General features: G+C 70.7%; 13 protein-coding genes. 9 read left to right on the top strand and 4 right to left on the bottom strand.

Annotated features, from left to right (window positions below):
• Window positions 1-4: 4 nt before the first annotated feature.
• On the top strand, window positions 5-2299 hold the full coding sequence (locus tag ACIG5F_RS17385) for a CapA family protein (RefSeq protein WP_396518703.1): 2295 nt from the start codon (window positions 5-7) through the stop codon (window positions 2297-2299).
• Here the strand turns inward: ACIG5F_RS17385 and ACIG5F_RS17380 are convergent.
• Window positions 2296-3156 carry an aldo/keto reductase gene (locus ACIG5F_RS17380; RefSeq protein ID WP_396518702.1) on the bottom strand — a complete coding sequence of 287 codons (861 nt, stop codon included), beginning with the start codon at window positions 3154-3156 and terminating at the stop codon, window positions 2296-2298. The genes ACIG5F_RS17385 and ACIG5F_RS17380 overlap by 4 nt on opposite strands.
• 104 nt (window positions 3157-3260) lie before the next feature.
• Here ACIG5F_RS17380 and ACIG5F_RS17375 point away from each other — a divergent pair, with 104 nt between their 5' ends.
• The 3 genes from ACIG5F_RS17375 to ACIG5F_RS17365 all read left to right on the top strand — a co-directional run bounded on the left by ACIG5F_RS17375 (window position 3261) and on the right by ACIG5F_RS17365 (window position 7329).
• Complete coding sequence (locus ACIG5F_RS17375; protein ID WP_396518701.1) at window positions 3261-4145, top strand: LysR family transcriptional regulator; 885 nt, start codon at window positions 3261-3263, stop codon at window positions 4143-4145.
• A gap of 242 nt (window positions 4146-4387) precedes the next feature.
• A complete protein-coding gene (locus tag ACIG5F_RS17370; protein ID WP_396518700.1) occupies window positions 4388-5179 on the top strand; it encodes an SAM-dependent methyltransferase in 792 nt (263 codons plus the stop codon).
• 41 nt (window positions 5180-5220) lie between these two features.
• Window positions 5221-7329 (top strand): putative bifunctional diguanylate cyclase/phosphodiesterase, encoded by a 2109-nt coding sequence (locus ACIG5F_RS17365; protein WP_396518699.1) that lies wholly within the window; start codon window positions 5221-5223, stop codon window positions 7327-7329.
• A 104-nt stretch (window positions 7330-7433) separates the two neighbouring features.
• Here the strand turns inward: ACIG5F_RS17365 and ACIG5F_RS17360 are convergent, their stop codons facing one another.
• The 3 genes from ACIG5F_RS17360 to ACIG5F_RS17350 form a co-directional block, all read right to left on the bottom strand.
• Window positions 7434-8483 carry a glucose 1-dehydrogenase gene (locus tag ACIG5F_RS17360; protein ID WP_396518698.1) on the bottom strand — a complete coding sequence of 350 codons (1050 nt, stop codon included), beginning with the start codon at window positions 8481-8483 and terminating at the stop codon, window positions 7434-7436.
• A 173-nt stretch (window positions 8484-8656) separates the two neighbouring features.
• The gene (locus ACIG5F_RS17355; protein ID WP_396518697.1) at window positions 8657-9238 is read right to left on the bottom strand and encodes a type VII secretion system-associated protein; all 582 of its coding nucleotides are present in this window, start codon (window positions 9236-9238) and stop codon (window positions 8657-8659) included.
• 138 nt (window positions 9239-9376) lie between these two features.
• The gene (locus tag ACIG5F_RS17350) at window positions 9377-12013 is read right to left on the bottom strand and encodes a glycosyl hydrolase 2 galactose-binding domain-containing protein (protein WP_396518696.1); all 2637 of its coding nucleotides are present in this window, start codon (window positions 12011-12013) and stop codon (window positions 9377-9379) included.
• A 141-nt stretch (window positions 12014-12154) separates the two neighbouring features.
• On the opposite strand from ACIG5F_RS17350, the gene ACIG5F_RS17345 reads away from it, so the two are divergent.
• From ACIG5F_RS17345 to arfB, 5 genes are all read left to right on the top strand, one after another.
• On the top strand, window positions 12155-12505 hold the full coding sequence (locus ACIG5F_RS17345) for a sterol carrier family protein (protein WP_396518816.1): 351 nt from the start codon (window positions 12155-12157) through the stop codon (window positions 12503-12505).
• A gap of 108 nt (window positions 12506-12613) precedes the next feature.
• Window positions 12614-12967 carry a hypothetical protein gene (locus ACIG5F_RS17340; protein WP_396518695.1) on the top strand — a complete coding sequence of 118 codons (354 nt, stop codon included), beginning with the start codon at window positions 12614-12616 and terminating at the stop codon, window positions 12965-12967.
• A gap of 101 nt (window positions 12968-13068) precedes the next feature.
• Window positions 13069-14601: an amidophosphoribosyltransferase gene (gene purF / locus ACIG5F_RS17335; protein WP_396518694.1), complete on the top strand. Its 1533-nt coding sequence runs from the start codon at window positions 13069-13071 to the stop codon at window positions 14599-14601.
• Between the two features lie 48 nt (window positions 14602-14649).
• A complete protein-coding gene (gene purM / locus ACIG5F_RS17330) occupies window positions 14650-15720 on the top strand; it encodes a phosphoribosylformylglycinamidine cyclo-ligase (protein WP_396518693.1) in 1071 nt (356 codons plus the stop codon).
• Between the two features lie 39 nt (window positions 15721-15759).
• Entirely contained in the window at window positions 15760-16188 is a 429-nt protein-coding gene (arfB, locus tag ACIG5F_RS17325) for an alternative ribosome rescue aminoacyl-tRNA hydrolase ArfB (protein WP_396518692.1), read from the top strand.
• Window positions 16189-16194: the final 6 nt, after the last annotated feature.

Genomic DNA, 16194 nt, shown 5'->3' with positions numbered 1-16194 from the left:
TCCCGTGACCAAGCGCCTGAGCCTGTTCCTGATCACCGCGCTGGTCGTGGGCGGTGTGGCCTTCGTGCCGGATCTGCTCGGCGGCTGCCTGTGGCGCTGCCCGGCCCAGGGCGTGGTCGCCGCCGCCACGGTGACCGTGCGCGCCGTGGACGAGAACGGCCGGCCGCTGGGCGATCCGCGGACGGTGTCACTGGCCAACGGTCCCGCCATGACCGTCGCCGAAGCCCCCGGCCACATCGCCGAACCCGTGGTCCTGGGCCTGGAGGACGCCGGCAAGACGGTCGACGTGCGGCTGCTGGACGACCACGGCGGCAAGCGCTTCGCGGTGAACTCGGCCGGCGACGTGATGTTCGGCCGGCGCTACCAGAGCGACTCGCTGATCCCGGCCAACGACGCCGCCACCGGCGCCAAGGCCGTCGTGGACTCGATCGCCCCGGCCTTCCGGCTGGCCGACCTGAGCACCGTGAACCTGGAAACCGTGGTGAGCTCGGCGGCGGCCAGCCAGGCCTACCCCAAGAAGCGGTTCATCCTGGAGTCCCCGCCGGCCAGTGTCGACGGCCTGAAGGCGCTGGGCGTCACGGTCCCGCTGCTGGCCAACAACCACACCCGAGACTTCCTCGACAGCGGCGTCGCCGACACCGAGAAAGCGCTCACCGACGCCGGTTTCCCGGTGGTCGGCACGACCGTCGGCGACGAGCCGGAGAAGCCGTTCCGGACCGAGGTGCACGGCACCGGCGTGGCCATCCTGGCCTACACCAGCGTGGACGGCTCGTACGTCAACGACTCCTACCCCAAGGCCGGCCGGCCGACCAGCGACGAGGACGCCTGGCAGTACCAGCCGAGGTCCTGGGGCTACGGCCGCGTGCCGACCCAGGACCGGACCATCGGCCAGGCCTGGGCCGCCTACGAGAAGCTGCCCAAGGCCGATCAGGCCGCCGCCTGGGACTCGCTGACCAGGATCTACCCGGAGATCCAGGACTGGGTGGCCCGCCGCGGCCACGGCGGCGCGGCCCGGTGGGACGACACCGCGTCCCCGGCACAGATCCGGGACGTGGCCGGCCAGTCGCCGCTGACGATCGTGGAGATGCACACCGGTTTCCAGTTCCAGACCGCCAGCGCCAAGGACACCCGGGCGATGGCGCGCGCGGCCATCGACGCCGGCGCGGACATCGTGATCTGCCACCATCCGCACGTGTTGCAGGGTTTCGAGTGGTACAAGGGCCACCTGATCGCCTACAGCATGGGCAACTTCGTGTTCGACCAGGACTTCGCGTCCACCTTCTCCTCGGCCTTCCTGCGCACGGTCTGGGACGGCGACCAGCTGGTGGAGGCCCGCCTGGCGCCGGTGGAGATCGACGGCTACAAGCCGGAGTTGGCCACCGGCACGGCCGCGAAGCGCACGGTGCTCGGCGTGTCGGCGGCCAGCCGGCGGCCGGTGCAGACCCAGCGCGGCCCCGGCGGCGTGCTGACCGTGCCCACGCCCGCGGATCCCGACACCAAACCGGCGCAGTTCCACGCCGACCACGGCACGGCGCTGATCACCGCCGAACCACCGCCGGCGACGCCGGTCAAGGTCACCGCGGCCCCGCACGCCGTCACCAGGATCGGCTTCGACGGCCTGATCGATCCCCGGCAGCCGACGCCGAACGTCGACGTCGGACGGGACCTGTTCGGCTGGGGCGGCTTCGAGGACGACACCGTGGACGGCAAGCCCGACGGCGACACCCACTGGAGCAACGACGTCGTCGGCAACGGGGCCCTGGGCGACGCCGGCTACCTGCACGTCCAGGGCGCGGGCGGGGACGAGCGGCTTGACCGGCCGGTGGCCCGGATCCCGCTGCCGCTGCACCGGGAGGAGGCGGCCGACGGCACGCCGATCGACCCGGATCCGACCTACACGCTCAGGGCCCGGGTCCGGGTGACCGGCGGCGCGACCCCGCTGGTCCGCCTCACGCCGTACCACTTCGACGACTCGGATCCGACCGAGGACCCGGAGTCCACGCCGCTGCGGGACGTGAACCGGCCGGTACAGGTGCCCTCGGACGGCCAGTGGCACGACGTGTCGATCGACCTCAAGCCGCAGGACCTGGGCCAGGGCGGCAACATGGTCCTGCTGCGCCTGGGGCTGGCGGCCAGCCGGGCCGGCTCCGTCGCCGGGCAGGGGGTCGACTTCGACGACGTGTCCTTTGTGGAGTGGCGACCGGCCGACGCGGCGCCGGCCGAGGCCGGCGCCTACGACTTCGTGCGCAACGCCGGTGCCGAGCCGGTCGCCCTCTCGTTCACCGGCTACGCCTATTAGGCGGCGTCGAGCCGGGCGATCTCCTCGGCCGTCAGCTTCACGTCCACGGCGGTGGCCGAGTCCTGGATGCTCGCCGGCCGGCTGGCGCCGGGGATCGGCACGACCACCGGCGACTTGGCCAGCATCCAGGCCAGCGTCAGCACGTGCGGGCTGACGCCCTTGTCCGCGGCCAGTTCGGCGAACGGGGCGAACCGGCTGCCCAGCTCGGCGGCCCGGGTGATGCCGCCGAAGGGGCTCCACGGCAGGAAGGCGATGCCCATCTCGTCGCACAGGTCCAGCTCGGGCTCGCTGGACCGGAAGGCCGGCGAGAACTGGTTCTGCACGGAGACGAGCCGGCCGCCGAGGATCTCGTCGGCCAGCTTGATCTGCTCCGGGTTCGCGTTGGAGATGCCGGCGTAGCGGATCTTGCCGGCGTCCAGCAGGTCCCGGATCGCGCCGACCGAGTCGGCGTAGTCGACCCGGGGGTCGGGCCGGTGGAACTGGTAGAGGCCGATGACGTCCACGCCCAGGCGCTTGAGCGAGGCCTCGGCGGCCTGCTTGAGGTACTCGGGGCGGCCGTCCAGCGTCCAGCTGCCGTCGCCGGGGCGCAGGTGCCCGCCCTTGGTGGCGATCAGCACGTCGGAGGTGTCGCCACCCCAGCTGGCGACGCCCTTCGCGATCAGCGTCTCGTTGTGCCCGACCTCGGGGCCGCCGAGCGAGTACGCGTCGGCGGTGTCGAAGAAGGTGATGCCGGCGTCCAGCGCGGCGTGCACGGTGGCGATGCTGCGCGCCTCGTCCGGCCGCCCCTCGATGGACATCGGCATGCCGCCGAGCCCGATCGCGCTGACCTGGGCGTCGCCGATGCGGCGAGTCTGCATCGTGGTCCTTTCGTCGGTTGTTGACCCGACTCCAGCCTGCTGACACCGTATTAAGCTGTCCAACAGAAGAAAGTGATCCGCCCGATCATCGGGGATGCTCAATCGTGGAACTGCGCCAGCTCGAGTACTTCGTCGCGGTCGCCGAGGAGTGCCACTTCACGCGCGCCGCCCAACGCCTGCACGTGGCCCAGTCGGGCCTGTCGGCGTCCATCCGCACGCTGGAGCGGGAGCTGGGCGCGACCCTGTTCCTGCGCAGCACCCGGCAGGTGGAGCTGACCGAGGCCGGCCGCGCGCTGCTGGTCGAGGCCCGCCGGGCGCTGACCAACGTGGCCGCGGCCAAGGACGCCGTCGCCGCGGTGCAGGGCCTGCTGCGCGGCCGGCTGGCCGTCGGCACCATCCAGTGCCTGTGCACGGTGGACCTGCCCGGGATTCTTGCTCGATTCAGCAGGGCCCATCCCGGCGTCGACATCCAGCTCCGGCACGACAGCTCCGGCGCCCTGGTCGAGCAGGTCCGGGCCGGCCGGCTGGACGTCGCCTTCGTGACCCGGCCGCCGCGCATCCCGGACGAGGTGATGGTGACCCCGCTGGACACCATCCCGATGATGCTGGCCTGCGGCCCGGACCATCCCTTCGCCGACCGCGACCGCGTGGACCTGCGGGAACTGGACGGCCTGCCGTTCGTCGACTACCACCCGGACTGGGGCACCCGGGACACCGTGGACCGGCTGCTGGCCGCCGGCCGCGTGGACCGGCACGTCGCCCTGGAGGTCAACGACGTGCACTCGCTGCTGGACCTGGTCGCCAACGGCCTTGGCGTGGCCATCCTGCCGGCCAACTTCGTGCACAAGGGCTCCCGGGCCCGGTTCGTGCCGCTGGACGGCCCGGCGCCCACCTGGGACACCGCGATCGTCACGCCGGCGTCGCTCGGTGCAGCCGCCGGCGTGCTGTTGGACATGGTTGCCCCATCGGGCCGCCTCCAGCCTGTGTGATTCGCCTCAAGCTGACACCATGTCCGCCGAACGAGTGGTCCACTGGAGCGCTGCCGCCGCGGCGTATGGGGGGAGGAACCCGTGACACCCGGTTTTCACAGTGAAGGGGTTTACCCCGCCTGGCACCGGGTGTCGTCCGGCCGCAGGGAGAAAACGTGACGTTAGACGCCCGGCCGGCCCGGTCGTATGCTCGCCACCGGTCCTACTCGGGTGGGCAGACGCCAGGGACGAGAGGTGGCCGCGTGGAGCGCCCGGAGATCGACCTGCGCAGCGCGAGCGTGGCCAGGATCTTTGACTACTACCTCGGTGGCGCGCACAACTTCGCCGTCGACCGGGTGCTGGCCGACGCCGCCGCGAAGCTGATGCCCGAGCTGCCGCGGATGATGCACCTGCACCGGCGGTTCCTGGCCCGGGCCATGGGCCACGTCGTCGAGCAGGGCGTCACCCAGTTCATCGACCTCGGCTCCGGTCTGCCCACGCCCGGCGGCTCGGCCGAGGTGGCCCGCCGGCTGGACCCGTCCAGCCGCGTGGTGCACGTGGACATCGACCCGGCGGTGGAGGCGCACGGCAAGCGGCTGCTGGACGCGGCCGACAGCGCCGTGGTGGTCGGCGACATGTGCGACCCCGACGCGATCCTGGACCACCCGGAAACCCGCCGGCTGCTCGACTTCTCCCGGCCGGTGGGCCTGCTGCTGGTCGGCGTGCTCGACTTCGTCGGCTACGACGTCGACCTGCCGGCGATCATCGCCCGCTACCGGGACCGAGTGGTGTCGGGCAGCCACATCGTGCTCACCAACTTCTCCGTGGACGGCGGTGACGAGGAGTACCAGCGCACCGAGCAGCTCTATCGGGACCACACCATCGATTTCCACCCCAGGAGCGCGGCGGAGGTGACCGAGTTGTTAGCCGGCTTCGAACTGGCGGAACCTGGAGTGGTGGACGTGTCGTTGTGGCGTCCGGAGGCGGTGGTGGAGGACCTCGATGAGCATCCGGAGCGCAGCGCGGTCCACGTGGCGGTGGGACGCAAACCATGACGGGATGGACCAGGCAGGACATACCGCGGGCGCGGTCGGCCGTGACTGAGCCCGTCGCCGCCGGCATGGAGGCCTTCGCGCAGTCGTGGGCATCGGCGATCATCGGCACCAGCTACGTGCCGATGACCAAGGCCGAGGTCGTCGACCACCTGCGCGGCCTGACCGAGCTGCTGGTGGAGGCCCTGCTGGCCGACACCTTCCGCACCTCGGCCGCCCACGAGGTCGGCATCCGTCTGGTGGAGGCCCATTTCACCGGCACGGAGACGCTGGACCGCACCGTGCAGCTGATGGGCGACGAGCTGCTCACCGAGCTGGGCCGCGACGCCGAGCCGCATCTGCGCTCGCGCATCGCCGCGTTGCAGGGCGCGCTGTCCGCCGGGTACGCGCAGAGCCTGCGGGAGCGGACCTTGGACGAGCAGGAGGCGATCCGCGAGGCCGTGCTGGACGCCCGCGACCACGCCGAGGCGGCGCTGCGGGCCAGCGAGGCCCGGTTTCGCGCGGTGTTCGCCGAGGCGGCCATCGGCATGGGCATCTCCGACACCGACGGCAACATCCTCGAAGTCAACCAGTCGCTTCAGGACATGCTCGGCTACCCGGCATCGGAGCTGCGCCAGCGCAACCTGCGCTCGCTCATGCACCCGGCCGACGCCGAGAGCGTCTGGGGCTTCTACCAGCAGCTGCTGCACGGCGAGCGGGACCACTTCCGCGTGGAGAAGCGCTTCAACCGCCGCGACGGCGAGGCGGTGTGGACGCATCTGACCATCTCCCTGGTCCGCGACGACGACGGGCAGCCGGCCTACCAGGTGGCCATTGTCGAGGACGTCACCGACCGGCACCTGCTGCAGAACCGCCTGCGCTACCAGGCCTTGCACGACCCGCTGACCACGCTGCCCAACCGGGCGCTGTTCCTGGAGCGGCTGAGCAAGGCCTTCGACGGCGGCACGGCCGGCACCCGGATCGGCCTGTGCTACCTGGACCTCGACGGCTTCAAGGTGATCAACGACAGCCTTGGCCACGACATCGGCGACCAGCTGCTGGTCTCGGTGGCCAACCGGCTGGACGAGTCGGTGGCCGGCGACGGCCGGCTGGTGGCCAGGATGGGCGGCGACGAGTTCGTCATCCTGATCGAGGGCTCGACCGGCACCCAGTCCATTGTGGACATCGCCGACCGGGTGCTGGACTCGCTGACCGGGCCGATCCGCATCGACGGGCACGAGCTGTCGGTGTCGGCCAGCATCGGCCTGGTCGAGCGGGAGATCAACGGCACCACATCGGCCGACCTGATGCGCGACGCCGACATCACGCTGTACTGGGCCAAGGCCGACGGCAAGGGCCGCTGGGCGATGTACGACCCGGAGCGCAACGCCCGCGAGGTGGCCCGGTTCACGCTGTCCGCGACCATGCCGGCGGCGCTGGAGCGCGACGAGTTCTACGTCGACTACCAGCCGCTGGTTCGCTTGGAGGACAGCAAGGTTCTCGGCGTCGAGGCGCTGGTTCGCTGGCAGCACCCCGAATTCGGGCGGCTGGCCCCGGACCGGTTCATCGAGCTGGCCGAGGAGACCGGCCTGATCGTGCCGCTGGGTCGCTGGGTGCTGCGCAAGGCCTGCCAGCAGGCCCGGCGCTGGCTGGACGCCTTCGGCGAGGCCACCCCGTTCGTCAGCGTCAACCTGGCCGTGCGCCAGTCCCGGGACCCGGCGCTGGTCAACGACGTGAAGTCCATTCTCGAGGAGTTCGCGCTGCCGCCGCACCTGTTGCAGCTGGAGCTGACCGAGAGCGCCATCATGGGCACCGCCGACGAGCCCCTTGAGGCGCTGCGGCAGCTGTCCGGCATGGGCGTGCGCATCGCCATCGACGACTTCGGCACCGGGTACTCCAACCTGGCCTACCTCAAGCACCTTCCGGTGCACGAGCTCAAGATCGCCGGCTCGTTCATGGAGGGCATGCGGGCCGCCGACGGCGCCGACCCGGTCGACGCCAAGATCGTCAGCACCCTGGTCTCGCTGGCCCACGCGCTCGGCCTGACCGTGACCGCCGAGGGCGTGGAGACCCCTTCCCAGGCCGAACGCCTGCGCAAGATCGGCTGCGACGCCGGCCAGGGCTGGCTCTTCGCCCGCCCCGGCCCGCCCCACCAGATCGAAGCCCTCTTCTAGCCCCCGCTTTGTGTCATGAAGGGCCCCATACTGACGTTGAACGTCATGAAGGGGCCCTTCCTGACGTTGAACGTCATGAAATGAGCGTTGATCTTGGGGGTGGGTCAGGCGCGGAGATCGACGGTCACCTTGATGTCGTCGCCGGGCTCCAGGGCGGTCGGCCAGCGGGAGAGGGGGACGCGGCGGGTGATCAGGCGGCGCAGCCAGTCCTGGTCGGCCTTGGCCAGGGCCTCGGCGGCGGTGCGGAAGTGGGTGGGGGCGGAGTTGACGCTGCCGACCACCGAGGCGTTGCCGAAAACCAAGGTGTCGTTGAGGTTTCCCGGCGACAGCGGCACTGCGGCGTCCGAAGTGGACAGTCCGACCAGCACGGCCACGGCGTTGCGGCCCAGCTTCAGAACCGAGTCGAACATCAGTGGGCCGACGCCGGTGCACTCGATGACCGCGTCCACCACGGGAACGGTGTCCAGGCCGAGGTGGTAGGTCGCGCCAAGGGACCGCACCAGCTCGGGCTTCACGCCGGCCTCGATGCGGTCGAGCACGTGCACCTCAAGACCCCGCTGCACGCCCAGCAGCGCGGCCAGCAGGCCGATCGGGCCGGCGCCGGTGATCAGAACCCGTTGCGGGGTATGGAAAGTGCGACCGCCGACGATGTCGACCTGGTCCCAGGCCTTGGCCACGATGGAGGTCGGCTCGGCCAGCACGCCGCAGTCGCCGACCTCGGGCGCCAGCCGCACGGCGTACTCGGCCGGCACGGCCCAGCGCTGCGAGCCGAAGCCGTCCAGGCCGGTGACGCCGCGCTCGGTGTAGCGGCCGTTCTGGCAGAAGTCGGAGCGGCCGGCGGCACAGGGCGGGCACGGCAGCGGATCCGGCCGCCGGACCACACCGGCCACCAGGTCGCCGGCGGCGAAGCCGCTGCCGGCCGGGGCAGCCAGCACCCGGCCCAGCGACTCGTGGAACAGCACCATCCGGTCCTGCCCCGGCGGCAGCGAGTCGATGCGGCCGCTGATGATCTCCAGGTCGGTGTGGCACAGCCCGACGAGCAGGCCCTCGACGAGCAGCTCCCCGGGCCCGGCCACGGGCTCCGGCCAGTCGGACACGCGCAGGTCGTCGGGCCGGCCCGGGGTGACGGTCGCGGCCCTCATCGTGTTCGCCACCCGACCGAGCCTAGGGGGTGTCCCGTGGATCTGGGCGATGAGAGTCGGGATCGAGGTGGTTCCTGGCGGCGCTGCGGAAACGCCCTCATACCGGGTTGTATTCGGGCGTTTCCGCGGTGTCGTCAGGGGGCGCGTCGGCGCGGCTGTCGCGGTCTTGATCCACGGGACACCCCCTAGCCCTGGCGCACCCCCGCGGCGGCCAGCAGCGCCTCGGCCGGGATCAGCGCCCCGGGCTTGCTGCCCGGATTGATCAGCAGCGGGCAGCCGGCCAGCCTGGCCACCAGGTCGGCGCCGGCCATGGCCCGCGCGTGCGGCCACTGCTCGGGCACGAACCGGCGCGATGTGCAGGCGGCCACCAGGATCTGGCCGGTCACCTGGTCCTGGAAGCCTTGCAGCTCCCGGTCTTGCGGCCCCTTGGCGTACACCAGCAGCGTCGAGTTCAGCACGCCGTTGAGCACCGACTCCTCGGGCTCGTAGCCGGTGCGGGCCTGCTGCATGGCCCGCTCCAGCTGCGTTTCCGGCGTGGGCATGCCGGCCGAGACCGGCGAGGGCCGCCAGTTCGGGTTGGGTTCGAAACGCTCGTCGACGTCGCCGTGAGCGTCGACCCGGAACGAGCCGACGACGCCCCACGGCGGCACGTCGTCGCCGGGCCGGAACGCCGGGTCCAGGATGTGCAGCCAGGTGTTCGGGTTGGACTTCGCGTGCTCGCGCATCTCCTGCGTGATCGTCAGCAGGTGTGTGTTCTCAGTGGACAAGGTAGTCGAGCCCCTCGAAAGTGCCGTTCGGGCACTTCACCTTCTCATAACAACGAGGGCTCCCCGAACCACTCTTTGTAACTAACATGGGTGAGCTTTCCCGGCCCCCGAACTCGGCGGGAAAGCCCACCCATGGGCCTACCTCGGGCCGGCCGGCACCGTCCTTGCTGCCACATTCACGCCGGCGACCTGCACGTTCGGCGTCGCGCCGCCCAGGTCGGCGGTCCGGTAGTCGGCCTTGAGGGTCACCGACTCGCCGGGCCAGATCGTGACATAGTCATCACTCCACGTGATCGGCGCCAGCTCGTCGCCGGACGCCCCCTTGCGGATGGTCGCCCGCAGGAAGAACGCCACCTTGCCGCCGCTGTTGGTCAGCTTCACCGACGTGGTCGAGCGGTCGCCGCTCGTTGTCGTCGACGCGGCGACGTCGACCTTGCCCGTGCCCAGGTTCTGTAGCCCGGTCAGGTCGGCGTAGCCGCTCTGCGGCGTGTCGTACCAGGTGGAGTTGTCGTAGTTCAGCGTGTCCGCCTTGGTGGACAACCAGTACACGTTGCGGTCCACCACGGCGCCGCTGGAGTCCTTGAGCAGCAGGCGCACGAAGTACGTCGCCGACAGCCCGCTCGGCGTGGCCACCTTGTCCAGCGTGGTCGAGCCGTTGGCCTTGGCGGTGACGGCCGACTGCGTGGTGTCGGACTTCACCGTGCCGTCGGCGTTGAAGATCGTCGTCTGCACGGACAGGCCCGACTGCGCCGAGAGCCCGGTGTTCACCAGCGCCACCGAGCGGTCGTCGTAGGAGTACTGGACGTGCAGCGGCCGCAACCCCGTCTTGGCCCCGAAGTAGGAGCCCGACGGCTGCATCGAGTAGTCGTACAGGTGCCAGAACAGCGTGGGCCACGGGTTGTTCAGCATCCAGTAGATGACGCCAGTGGCCGGCTTGCCGGACTTGGACTGGTTGCGCCCGAACGCCTCGAACTGGGCCCGGTTGACCTCGTAGTTGGTCAGCTGGGCCTTGACCGTGAAGTCGTCCAGGCTCTTGGGCGCGCCGTAGCGCTTGCCCAGCGCGGTCAGGAACGAGCCCAGCTTGGAGAAGTCGCCGCTGGGCGAAAGGTGGTACTGCGCCTTGGACCCGTTCTGCCACAGGTCGGAAAGCTCCTGTGGGGACAGATACTTCCTGAGCGCGTCGGCGTCGGGGATGGTCGGGCCGGGGCCGACCTCGGAGGCGAAGCCGAAGGCCCCGCCGAGCTGGCTGCCGTACCAGTAGTTCGGCGGGATCCACCAGTACGGGCCGTCCATCTTGTTGCCCGACGCCCCGGTGACCGGGCTGGAGGCCGTGGCCGCCGAGGAGATGATCGGGGCCTGCCAGTCGGAGACCTTCAGCCCGTCCAGGTAGTCCTTCTCCACCGCGGCCGGCGGCGCGGTGTCACTGCCGATGTAGAAGCCCAGCACGCTGGGGTGGTTGCGCAGCCGCAGGCCCTCGGTGACGGCCGAGGCCTTGGCCACCGTGTGGTCGGCGTCCTTCCAGCTGCTGTAGCTCTGCCAGTACGAGCAGCACTCCCAGCCCGGCATCACCATGATGCCCAGCTTGTCGGCGAGCTCGTAGAACTCGTCGTTCTCCTCCTTGCCCTCCAGCCGGACCGTGTTCAGACCGAGGTCCTTGACGTAGTCCAGCTGGTCGCCCAGCTTGCGGCTGTCGTAGCGCAGGAACAGATCCGAGGACCAGCCGCCGCCGCGCACCAGGAACGGCTTGCCGTTCACGGTGAACGCCATGCCGCCGTCCTTGATCGACGACTTCACGTCGCGCACGCCGAAGTCGGTGGCGGCGCTGTCGGAGACCTGGCCGTCCACGGAGGCGTTGAGCGCCAGGTGGTACAGCGGCTGGTCGCCCATCTCGTAGGGCCACCACACCCTGGGATTGGCCAGGTGCTGGGCGATGCTGACGGTCTTGGTCTGGTTGGCGGTCAACGTCACCTGCTGGCTGAACGGCGTCGAGTCCACCGTGCCGGCGACCGTCGTGGTGACGGAAGCGTTGGTGTTGTTGGTGATCTCCGCCTTGATGGTGAGATCGGCGCTCTTGAGGTCCCCGGCCACCGAGGTCACCACGCGGGTGTTGCGGACCGTCACCGCGCCGGACTCGGCCAGCTGGACGTCCCGCCAGATGCCCATGTTGTTGTCCGGCGGCAGCTGCGTCCAGTCCACCCAGGAGATGGACAGCTGCTTCTTCGGATCGGCCGGCGAGGCCTTGATCGCCAGCGCGTTGGCGCCGGACTTGAGCACGCCGGTGACGTCGAACTCGTGGGCCGGGTAGGCCCCGGTGTCAGTGGTGCCGATCTTGGCGCCGTTGAGCCAGATCTCCGAACCGCCGATGATCCCGTTGTCCAGCCGCAGGAAGGTGTGCTTGCCGGCGGCCGGGGTGGCGCTGAAGGTCTGGCGGTACCACCACGGCGCCGAGAAGTCGGATTTGGTGACGTTCTTCAGGTTCGTCGAGTAGTTGAGGTCGCCGTACTTGCCGGCCGAGATCAACCCGCCCAGCACGGTCGACCGGGCCGGCACCGTGGTCCAGGCGCTGTCGTCGTAGCTCGGCGCGGACAGCGTGGCCCCGCCCTGGGTCGCGGTCTTGCTCGTCTGGAGCTTCCAGCCGGGCACCGTGACCGTCTGACCCGGGACGGTCGGCGCCGCGGTTCTGGGCTGGGCGCTGGCGTCGGACACGCCGGCCGGCAGCACGAGCGCCAGGCCGAGCGCGGTGACAAGCCAGGGGACCTGGCTCTTGCGGAGCATGGACCGCCTCCTCACGGGAGTTCTGGGGGCGGCGGCGGAATAGTAAAGAAGGTTTCCTTAAGGAACGTTTACCCGCAATGCTCCAAACGGTCGTAACGCTACGGTTGGACCGTGCCGTCCACCGTGGATCCGCGTGACCTGATGGCCGCCGTCGAGGCGGTGCTGCCCTGGCTCGACGGCGCCGAAGACGCCCCTGACCGGCCGAAACTCGCCGCCGCGGTGCGGCTGAGCCTGCGGACGCTGGCCCAGGACGCCCCCGGCAGGAGCGTCGAGGTGCGGGTGCCGCCATTCGCGGCCGTGCAGTGTGTCGAAGGAATTCGCCACACCCGCGGCACGCCGCCCAACGTCGTCGAGATGGACGCCCGGACCTGGCTCGAACTGGCCACCGGCCGGCTGACCTGGGGTGATGCCGTGGCCGGCGATCGGGTGTCGGCTTCGGGCAGCCGGGCCGACCTGTCCGGGCTGCTGCCCTTGCTGCGTGCGCGTTCGTGACCGCCCCTTTACCATCGGGTGGGCGGGCAAGTACGATCCTTATGTGTCCGTTTTCGCACGTACGAACGATCTCGGACGATTTGTCCGGATCGTGACCCGGTGACGGCGATGCGCAGGCTCGCGCTGATCGCGACCGGGGTTCTGGCGTGCCTCGGACTCGTCGGCGTGGCCACCGCGTTCGTCTACGGCGTCACCCCGCGCGAATGGGACGGCAACCTCGACTTCACCGTCGCCCAGCTCTGCGCCCCGCGCGACAACCATCCCACCTGCGCGCTGCTCGAACAGCAGCCGGCCGACCCGGCCGACGCCCCGCTGACCAACGTCGACTCGATCAGCATCGAGGCCTGGAACCTGCCGGCCGGCATCCGCGTGGGTGATCTTCTGCTCTGCCACGTGCACCAGCAGGACGTGGCCATCGACAGCTCCGACGCGGTCACCAGAATCGACGACTGTCACAGCTGAGGGTGTGGGTTGTGCCACTCCCGCTGGTCACGGACACCCTGCGTTGGCCGTTTCGCCACATACACTGAGGTCGGTCCGACGCCGTCCCTAGGGAGTTCTCGGTGCCCACCCACCGGTCAGTGCCCGATTCCGTGTCCGACGAACCCGAGCGCGAACCCCGTGAGGAGTGCGGCGTCTTCGGCGTCTGGGCTCCGGGTGAAGACGTGGCCAAGCTCACCTACTACGGGCTCTACGCCCTCCAGCACCGCGGTCAGGAGGCGGCCGGCATCTCGGTCGCCGACGGCAAGCAGATCGTGGTGTTCAAGGATCTCGGCCTGGTCAGCCAGGTCTTCGACGAGCAGATCCTGTCCTCGCTGCACGGCTACCTGGCCGTCGGCCACTGCCGCTACTCCACCACCGGCTCCACCACGTGGGAGAACGCGCAGCCGGTGTTCCGCACCACCGCCACCGGCAGCGGCATGTCCCTCGGGCACAACGGCAACCTGGTCAACACCGCCGAACTCCTGGCCCGGGCCAAGGAGATGGGCGTGGACATGCGCGGCGGCGCCACCACCGACTCCGACCTGATGTCCGGCCTGCTCGCGGCGACCGCCGCCGACAAGGGCCTGGAGCAGGCGGCGATGGAGTTACTGCCCACCCTGCGCGGCGCGTTCTGCCTCGTGTGGTCGGACGAGCACACCCTGTACGCGGCCCGCGACCCGCAGGGCGTGCGGCCGCTGGTGCTGGGCCGGCTGGAGCGCGGCTGGGTCGTGGCCAGCGAGACCGCGGCGCTGGACATCGTCGGCGCCTCCTTCGTCCGCGAGGTCGAGCCGGGCGAGCTGCTGGCCATCGACGCCGACGGGCTGAGGTCGGCTCGCTTCGCCAACCCCGAGCCCAAGGGCTGCATCTTCGAGTACGTCTACCTGGCCCGCCCGGACACCACCATCAGCGGCCGCTCCGTGCACGCCACCCGGGTCGACATCGGCCGCCGGCTGGCCGCCGAGCACCCCGTCGACGCCGACCTGGTCATCCCGGTGCCCGAGTCCGGCACCCCGGCCGCCATCGGCTACGCCCAGGCGTCGGGCATCCCGTACGGCTCCGGCCTGGTCAAGAACGCCTACGTCGGCCGGACGTTCATCCAGCCATCGCAGACCATCCGGCAGCTGGGCATCCGACTCAAGCTCAACCCGCTGCGGGACGTGATCCGCGGCAAGCGGCTGGTCGTGGTGGACGACTCCATCGTGCGCGGCAACACCCAGCGGGCCCTGGTCCGCATGCTGCGCGAGGCCGGCGCGATCGAGGTGCACGTGCGGATCGCCTCGCCGCCCGTGCGCTGGCCCTGCTTCTACGGCATCGACTTCGCCTCCCGGGCCGAGCTGGTGGCCAACGGCCTGGACTTCGACGGCATCCGCCGCTCCATCGGGGCCGACTCGCTGGGCTACGTGTCGCTGGAGTCCCTGGTGGCGGCCAGCGAACAGCCCAAGTCCCGGCTGTGCAGCGCCTGCTTCGACGGCGACTACCCGATCCCGCTGCCCGAGGAGACGATGATCGGCAAACACCTGTTGGAGGGCATCGAGGAGAAGGCCGTCTCGGGCTCCGCCGCACCCGTGCTCGTCAACGGGTACGGTGCCGAAGACGCACTCCGACGACCCTGATCGGGGCGCGGACCTGATCCCTCTGACCAGTAACGGAGCTTCTCGACCGTGAGCACGGAGACCAACAGCCCGAAGGCCACCTACGCGGCGGCCGGCGTCAGCATCGCCGCGGGCGAGGAGGCGGTCGAGCAGTTCAAGCCGTGGGCCGCCAAGGCCAACCGGCCCGAGGTGCTGGGCGGCATCGGCGGCTTCGCCGGTCTGTTCAAGCTGAAGCTGGACCGGTGGAAGGAGCCGGTGCTGGCCGCCTCCACCGACGGCGTCGGCACCAAGATCGCGGTGGCCCAGGCGATGGACGTGCACGACACCATCGGCGTCGACCTGGTCGCCATGGTGGTGGACGACCTGGTGGTGTGCGGGGCCGAGCCGGTGCTGTTGCAGGACTACATCGCCATCGGCAAGGTCGTGCCGGAGAAGGTCGCGGCCATCGTCAAGGGCATCGCCGAGGGCTGCGTGCAGGCCGGCTGCGCGCTGCTCGGCGGCGAGACCGCCGAGCACCCGGGGCTGATGTCCGACGGCGCGTACGACGTGTCGGCCACCGGCGTCGGCGTGGTCGAGGCGGACAACATCCTCGGTCCGGAGCGGGTGCGCGACGGCGACGTGGTGATCGCCATGGGCTCCACCGGCCTGCACTCCAACGGCTACTCGCTGGCCCGGCACGTGCTGCTGGACATCGCCCGGATGCCGCTGGACGGGCACGTCGAGGAGTTCGGCCGGACCCTGGGCGAGGAGCTGCTGGAGCCGACCAAGATCTACGCCAAGGACTGCCTGGCCCTGGCCGCCGAGGCCGACGTGCGCACGTTCGCGCACATCACCGGCGGCGGCCTGGTGTCCAACCTGGCCCGGGTCATCCCGGACGGCCTGACCGCCACCCTTGACCGCGGCACCTGGACCCCGGCCCCGGTGTTCGCCCTGATCGCCCAGCGCGGCCGGGTCGAGCGGGACGAGATGGAGAAGGCGTTCAACATGGGCGTCGGCATGGTCGCCGTGGTCTCGCCCGAGGACGCCGACCGGGCGCTGGCCGTGCTCACCGCCCGCCACGTGCCGGCCTGGGTGCTCGGCGAGATCGGCCCGGCCACCGGCGAGCGGACCGTGCTGCGGGGCGACCACCCCCGGTTCTGACCGGGTTTTTCGGTGGACGGTCCCCGTAACCTGGGGACCATGGCCGACGAACTCCAGGTGACGCCGTCGCTGGTGATCGCCGGCGCGGAACTGCGCGAACGGTTCTCCCGGTCCTCCGGACCGGGAGGCCAGGGCGTGAACACCACCGACAGCCGGGTGGAGCTGTCCTTCGACGTGGCGGCGTCCCCGTCCATCCCCGACCACCTGCGCCCGCGCCTGCTGGCCCGGCTGGCCAGCCGGCTGGTCGACGGCGTGCTCACCATCGCCGCCAGCGAGTACCGCTCGCAGCTGGCCAACCGCAACGCCGCCCGGGAACGCCTGGCGGCGACCCTGCGCGCCGCCGCCGCCCCGCCGCCTCCCAAGCGACGCCCCACCAAGCCCTCTCGTGGGGCCAAGGAGCGACGCCTGGCGGCCAAGCACCAGCGCAGCGAGACCAAACGCAACCGCCGCACCACCACCGACGACTGACAACCC

This window comes from Kutzneria sp. NPDC052558 (genome assembly GCF_044547355.1).
Classification (GTDB): domain Bacteria; phylum Actinomycetota; class Actinomycetes; order Mycobacteriales; family Pseudonocardiaceae; genus Kutzneria.
The sequence above is the reverse complement of the archived record's forward strand: the minus strand, read 5'-3'. Positions and strand labels throughout refer to the sequence as shown.